Raw genomic sequence first — 5,492 nt, 5'->3', positions numbered from 1 at the left:
GAAGAGAAGGTTCTGCGCATGCGTTTCGGCATCGGCGAGAAGTCGGACCACACCCTTGAAGAGGTTGGCCAGGACTTTGCCGTCACCCGCGAGCGGATTCGCCAGATCGAAGCCAAGGCGCTGCGCAAGTTGCGGCACCCGAGCCGGGCGAAGCGGCTCAAGAGTTTCGTCGAGACCTGAAATCGCTTGACAGGGTAAAGATGAAAGCCTAAACTGAATTTTCGTTTTTTGGGCCTATAGCTCAGTTGGTAGAGCCACCGGCTCATAACCGGTTGGTCCCAGGTTCGAATCCTGGTGGGCCCACCACAGCAGGAGACAGATGAGTCGAACACTCATTTTCATATATCCGAAATTTTGAGTTCACGGAGTGCAACGAAACCAAGGTTGCACTCTTTTTTTTCAACCTCACCCAGCCGAATATGAAGCCGGAACGCATCGTTCGCATACAGGATCTGGTCGGTCTGATCCACAAGCTCTACCCCCCCGCTCTTGCCGAAGATTGGGACAATGTCGGACTGCAGGCTGGCGACCCGGCCGCGCCGCTGGAGCGCCTGATGGTCTGTCTTGATCCGACCGAAGCGACCCTCGATGCGGCCCAGGCCGCCGGTGCCCAGGCCCTGGTCAGCCATCATCCGCTGATTTTCCGCCCCTTCAAAAGCCTGACTCCTGCCGATGAAACCGGTCGCATCCTGTTTCGCGCCGTGCGCGAGGGGATCGCGGTCATTTCGGCCCACACCAATCTCGACCGGGCCGCGGACGGCCTCAACGACTGGCTGGCGGCCCGCCTTGGCGTGAGCAATCCGCAGCCCCTGGCTGGCGGCGGGGAAGGGGGCCTGCTAAAGCTGGTGGTCTTTGTCCCGGCCGGCTACGAGGCCCGGGTCGCCGAGGCATTGTTCAAGGCGGGGGCCGGTCAGATTGGCCGTTATGACCAGTGCTCTTTTCAAGCTGCCGGCCTCGGCACCTTCCGCGCCGGTCCCGGAACCGAGCCCTTTCTGGGCCGAGAAGGGGTCGCCGAGGCGGCCAGGGAAGTTCGCCTGGAAACCGTCCTGCCGAAAGAACTGCTGACCAGGGTGGTGGCAAAGATGCTCAAGGCCCATCCTTACGAGGAAGTCGCCTACGACCTGATCCCGCTGGCCAACAGCCGCCCCGCTGTCGGCCTCGGCCGGATCGGTCGGCTGGCCGCTCCGCTTTCCCTTGACGCCTTTGCCGGTCAGGTCAAGCAGGCCCTCGATACGCCGGCCCTGCGACTGGTCGGCGACCCTGCGCAGCGGGTGGCCAAGGTCGCGTTGTGCGGGGGGAGCGGCGCTTCCCTGCTGCGTGAAGCGGCTCGCCAGGGGGCCGACGTGCTGGTTACCGGCGACGTGAAATACCATGAAGCCCGGGCGGCCGAATCCCTGGGGATGGCGCTGATCGATGCCGGTCATTTCGCCACCGAACGGTTGATGGTGGGAGAACTGGCTTCCCGCCTGAAAGCCGAAGCAGAAACCCGCAACATGAACATCACCGTAATCGAAGCAGAAGGGGAAACAGATCCATTCAGGATGGTCTGATTCCCTTTTTTTATAGCCAGAACAGACGATCCGAGAGGGTCGAACACGGGAGGACGCAAGGTGCAAGAAAAGGTAGAGCTGCTCAAGGAACTACAGGGTATCGATCAGGATCTCCATCGGATTGCAGGCAGCCGCAAGGCGCTGGAAAAAGAACGGGCCGAGCTCGGCGCGGAGATGGACAAGGTGCAGGAAATGGTCGACAGCCTGACGGCCGAGGTGGAAAACCTGCAGTCCGAGCGCAAGGAACTGGCGGCGGCTCTGAGCCAGGAAGAAGACAACGTGGCCAAGGCTGAAGGGCGGCTGTCGGCGATCAAGACCCAGAAGGAGTACGTGGCCGTACTCAAGGAAATTGATACCGCCAAGAAGCTGAACAAGGATCTGCAGGACCGTATCTCGGCCAAGAACGGCGAAATCGAGGGGCTCAGCCGCGACCGGGAAGAAAAAGAAGGCGAACTGGCGGCACTCACCGAAAAGGTTTCCGGGCGTCTTGCCGAAATCGGCTCGGTGCTGGCCGGCTACGACGAGGAGTCTGCCGGCAAGATCGGCTATCGCGACGGGCTCTTCGAGCAACTGCCCTTGCCGCTGCGCAAGCGCTACCAGCTGCTGTTCGAACGCCGTGGCGGCATGGCGATGGTCGAGGCCCGCAACGGCAACTGCAGCGGCTGCAACATGCAGCTGCCGCCGCAGCTGTTCAACAGCCTGTACACCATCCAGGAGATCCAGAGCTGCCCGCACTGCAATCGCCTGTTGTTCGTGCTGCCGGCGGTCTGAGCCGGCTGGCAGGCTATTAACGCAGGATTACAGCTAAAGGATGGTCGGAGACCTCCAGGTGATCGCCGGCCCCGCAAGGGGCGGGAGGAAAGTCCGGGCTCCGCAGGGCAGGATGGTCCCTAACGGGGACCGGGGGCGACCCCAGGGACAGTGCCACAGAGAGGAGACCGCCTGCAGCGTCTTCGGGCGATGCGGGTAAGGGTGAAAGGGTGAGGTAAGAGCTCACCAGTTTCGGCGGTGACGTCGGAAGCTAGGTAAACCCCATCCGGAGCAAGGCCAAATAGGGGAGCGCTTGAGGACGGCCCGTCCGAAGCTCCCGGGTTGGCTGCTTGAGGGCGTCGGCAACGGCGCTCCTAGAGGAATGATCATCACCCCGCCACGGGTAACTTCGGCGGGGAACAGGACCCGGCTTACGGGCGTCTCCGGCCATCTCTTTTTCAGCGGCACAGTCCCCGAGGCTGTGCCGCTGGTTTTTTAACTGGTGTAACATGACAAAGTCGATTGATGAAAATTTTGATCTGTGGCGGAAGAGCCTGGCCCGGATTAAGGAAGAGCTGCGGCAATTGCCCGACGACGAACGGAGCTGGCTGGCCGAGCATCTGCGGCAGGTTCAGCAGCTGCAGCGGCAGATCCATGGTTTTTTCGAGCAGGCCGACGGCGCCAGTCGCTGCCTCGCCTGCAATGGGGCCTGCTGCGAAAAGGGCCGCAACCACCTGACCCTGGTTAATCTGCTCGGCTTTCTGCTGACGGGGACTGAGCCGCCGGAACCGGATTTTGCCGCCACCTGCCCGTTCCTCACGGCTGCCGGCTGCTGCCTCGATGTTGAAAGGCGCCCTTTCAACTGCGTCACCTTCAACTGCGAGGCGGTGGAAGATGCCCTGGACGAGGCGAGCCGGGCGGCTTTTTACCTGCAGGAGCGCCGGCTGCGTCAGCTCTATGAAGCCTTCGATCGCCGCTACGCCGGCTCGAGCCTGCGCGGCCTGCTGATCCGCGCCGAGCGCCTGGGTGAGCGGCCTTTTCTTGATCGGCTGTAACAGTGTTTGTGTTACAATGTTAATCCGCGCCGTAAAACGACGGCGCAGTTATTTCAAGGAGATGGATGCCGATGCAATTAAGGTTCTCACGAACCAATAAAGAGCTGGACGAGTTGATCGATTCTCTCATGAACAAGGCGGGCGTTCATCATCCGGAGATGATTCGTGAAATGATCATCAGCGCCCTCAAGGCGGGCCAGGAGAATGACTACCTGGCCGATCTCAAGCTGATGCGCACCACCATGAAGGAAATGCGCTACACCAACAAGGTCTTCGGCCCGTACCGGGACCGGAAAAAGGTCACCATTTTCGGCTCGGCCCGCACCGAGCCCACCGAGCCGATCTATCAGAAATGCGTCACCTTTTCGCGGATGCTGGCCGAGCGCGGCTATATGGCGATTACCGGCGGCGGCGGCGGGATCATGCAGGCCGGCAACGAGGGGGCCGGGGCCGAGAACTCCTTTGCCGTCAACATCCGGCTTCCCTTTGAGCAGGAAACCAACCCGGTGATGGAAAAGGCCAAGAACGTCATCACCTATAAATACTTCTTCAACCGCAAGGTGGCGTTTCTCAAGGAAGCCGACGCCCTGGCCCTGTTCCCCGGCGGTTTCGGTACCCTCGATGAAGCGATGGAAGCGCTGACGCTGATGCAGACCGGCAAAAATCCCCCGGTGCCGCTGATTCTCATCGACGACGACAAGGGGGATTACTGGGAAAACTGGTTTGACTTCACCAAGAAGACCCTGCTCAAAAAAGGCCTGATCTCCGGTGAGGATTTCAGCCTCTTCTCGATCACCCGCGACCCCGCCGAGGCGGTGCAGATGATCGACGATTTCTACAAGGTCTATCACTCCAGCCGGTTTGTCCGGGATACCCTGGTGATCCGTCTCAACCGGACGCTGACCGACGAGCAGGTCGAAATTCTGCAGAGCGAGTTCAACGAAATCATCGCCGACGGCACCCGGATGAAACTCTGCGGCCCGTTGCCCGAAGAGGCCGATCAACCCGACCTGCTCGGCCTGCCCCGACTGGCACTCGAATTCAACCACCGCAGTTACGGGTTGCTCAAGGCCCTCATTCGGCGGATCAACTCCTTTGCCGGATCGACCGGAGGGGGCTGAATTCCCCTGCGTTATTTCGTGACCGGTTTGACTCGATGGCGTGACAGGATAGACTGGAAACAGCACAGGCAGCACATGAAGAGGAGGTGGTCATGAACAGGACGTCTTTTCTGGTGGTTTTGCTCAGTGCCGTGTTTTTCAGCGGCTGCAGCCACGTTATTTCCAACGAGGCGATGGTCGCGGTCGACCCGCTGATCGATTACGCTCGGGTCAAGCAGGATCCCGCGGCCTACCAGGGGAAAACCATGCTGCTGGGCGGTTTGCTGGTGGAGACCCAGGTGAACCGCGAAGGGACCGACCTCGAGGTGGTTCTTTTTACTCTCGACCGCTGGGGCAAGCCGCTGGAGGCTGACGAGACCGGTGGGCGCTTCATCGCCCGCACCGAGAGTTTTCTCGACCCGGAGCTCTTCAAGCCCGGCCTGCACGTCACCATGACCGGCCGGGTTGTCGGCGAGGAGGTGCGGCCGCTCAAGGGGGTCGATTATCATTACCCGGTTTTTTCTATCGGCGAACTCCATCTCTGGCAGTCGCCGGCCCGGGTCTATGGCCACCCGTCCTATTATTATCCCGGTTATCCCTGGGCTCCCTACTATGACCCCTACTGGAGCCGTGACCCCTTCTGGCCGGGATACAATCCCTACTGGGACACCCGTCCCGCCTGGCGTTACCGGTAACCGCAAAATCATTGCCGACGGTTGCAGCCTCAAAATATCGCGTTAGTATGGTATCTCGCAGGTAGCGACAGGCAGCAGAGGCTCTTCGGAGGATGAGGCAATGATCCAGGCACAGGCGTTGGTTGACTACGAGAAGTTCCATTGCGCCAAGGTGGCGGTCTTTATCGACACCAGCAATACCCGGCGCACGGCGGATATGATCGATATCCACGGTCCGGCGATCCGCCGGATCGCTGAAATGTTTGCGGCCAGGGTGCTGCTGGTCGACCAGAAAAGGCTGGTGCCGGAGGTGATCATCGACGAGGGGATTGCCGACGCCTGGGTGCTGATGGTGGCCGAAGG

At 60.7% G+C, this 5,492-nt stretch carries 7 protein-coding genes, 1 tRNA gene and 1 other RNA gene; all 9 read left to right on the top strand.

All coding sequences use genetic code 11. The features are described from left to right. A partial coding sequence (locus tag ABYV89_RS14090) for a sigma factor-like helix-turn-helix DNA-binding protein (protein WP_432823577.1) occupies nucleotides 1-180 on the top strand: 180 nt, incomplete at its 5' end. 50 nt (nucleotides 181-230) lie between these two features. After that, nucleotides 231-306 (top strand) — tRNA-Ile (locus ABYV89_RS14085). Between the two features lie 113 nt (nucleotides 307-419). Beyond that, on the top strand, nucleotides 420-1,550 hold the full coding sequence (locus ABYV89_RS14080) for a Nif3-like dinuclear metal center hexameric protein (RefSeq protein WP_432823576.1): 1,131 nt from the start codon (nucleotides 420-422) through the stop codon (nucleotides 1,548-1,550). 60 nt (nucleotides 1,551-1,610) lie between these two features. Then, the gene (locus ABYV89_RS14075) at nucleotides 1,611-2,321 is read left to right on the top strand and encodes a zinc ribbon domain-containing protein (RefSeq protein ID WP_432823575.1); all 711 of its coding nucleotides are present in this window, start codon (nucleotides 1,611-1,613) and stop codon (nucleotides 2,319-2,321) included. Nucleotides 2,322-2,367: 46 nt separating this feature from the next. Then, nucleotides 2,368-2,749: RNase P RNA component class A (gene rnpB / locus ABYV89_RS14070), an RNA gene on the top strand. Nucleotides 2,750-2,809: 60 nt separating this feature from the next. Continuing rightward, nucleotides 2,810-3,355: a hypothetical protein gene (locus ABYV89_RS14065; RefSeq protein WP_432823574.1), complete on the top strand. Its 546-nt coding sequence runs from the start codon at nucleotides 2,810-2,812 to the stop codon at nucleotides 3,353-3,355. Nucleotides 3,356-3,426: 71 nt separating this feature from the next. Next, nucleotides 3,427-4,476 carry a TIGR00730 family Rossman fold protein gene (locus ABYV89_RS14060; protein ID WP_432823573.1) on the top strand — a complete coding sequence of 350 codons (1,050 nt, stop codon included), beginning with the start codon at nucleotides 3,427-3,429 and terminating at the stop codon, nucleotides 4,474-4,476. Between the two features lie 92 nt (nucleotides 4,477-4,568). Next, complete coding sequence (locus tag ABYV89_RS14055) at nucleotides 4,569-5,150, top strand: Slp family lipoprotein (protein ID WP_432823572.1); 582 nt, start codon at nucleotides 4,569-4,571, stop codon at nucleotides 5,148-5,150. A 100-nt stretch (nucleotides 5,151-5,250) separates the two neighbouring features. Further along, nucleotides 5,251-5,492 (top strand): hypothetical protein (locus ABYV89_RS14050; protein WP_432823571.1); only part of this gene is annotated, 242 nt, incomplete at its 3' end.

The organism is Trichloromonas sp. (assembly GCF_041583255.1).
GTDB lineage: Bacteria > Desulfobacterota > Desulfuromonadia > Desulfuromonadales > Trichloromonadaceae > Trichloromonas.
Note: the sequence above shows the minus strand (reverse complement) of the source record. Positions and strands in the feature narration are given on the sequence as shown.

Excerpts from the sequence above, each read along its gene's own strand:
- ABYV89_RS14055 (WP_432823572.1), top strand. The coding sequence starts at position 4,569 with ATGAACAGGACGTCTTTTCTGGTGGTTTTGCTCAGTGCCGTGTTTTTC.
- ABYV89_RS14080 (WP_432823576.1), top strand. The coding sequence starts at position 420 with ATGAAGCCGGAACGCATCGTTCGCATACAGGATCTGGTCGGTCTGATC.
- ABYV89_RS14060 (WP_432823573.1), top strand. The coding sequence starts at position 3,427 with ATGCAATTAAGGTTCTCACGAACCAATAAAGAGCTGGACGAGTTGATC.
- ABYV89_RS14065 (WP_432823574.1), top strand. The coding sequence starts at position 2,810 with ATGACAAAGTCGATTGATGAAAATTTTGATCTGTGGCGGAAGAGCCTG.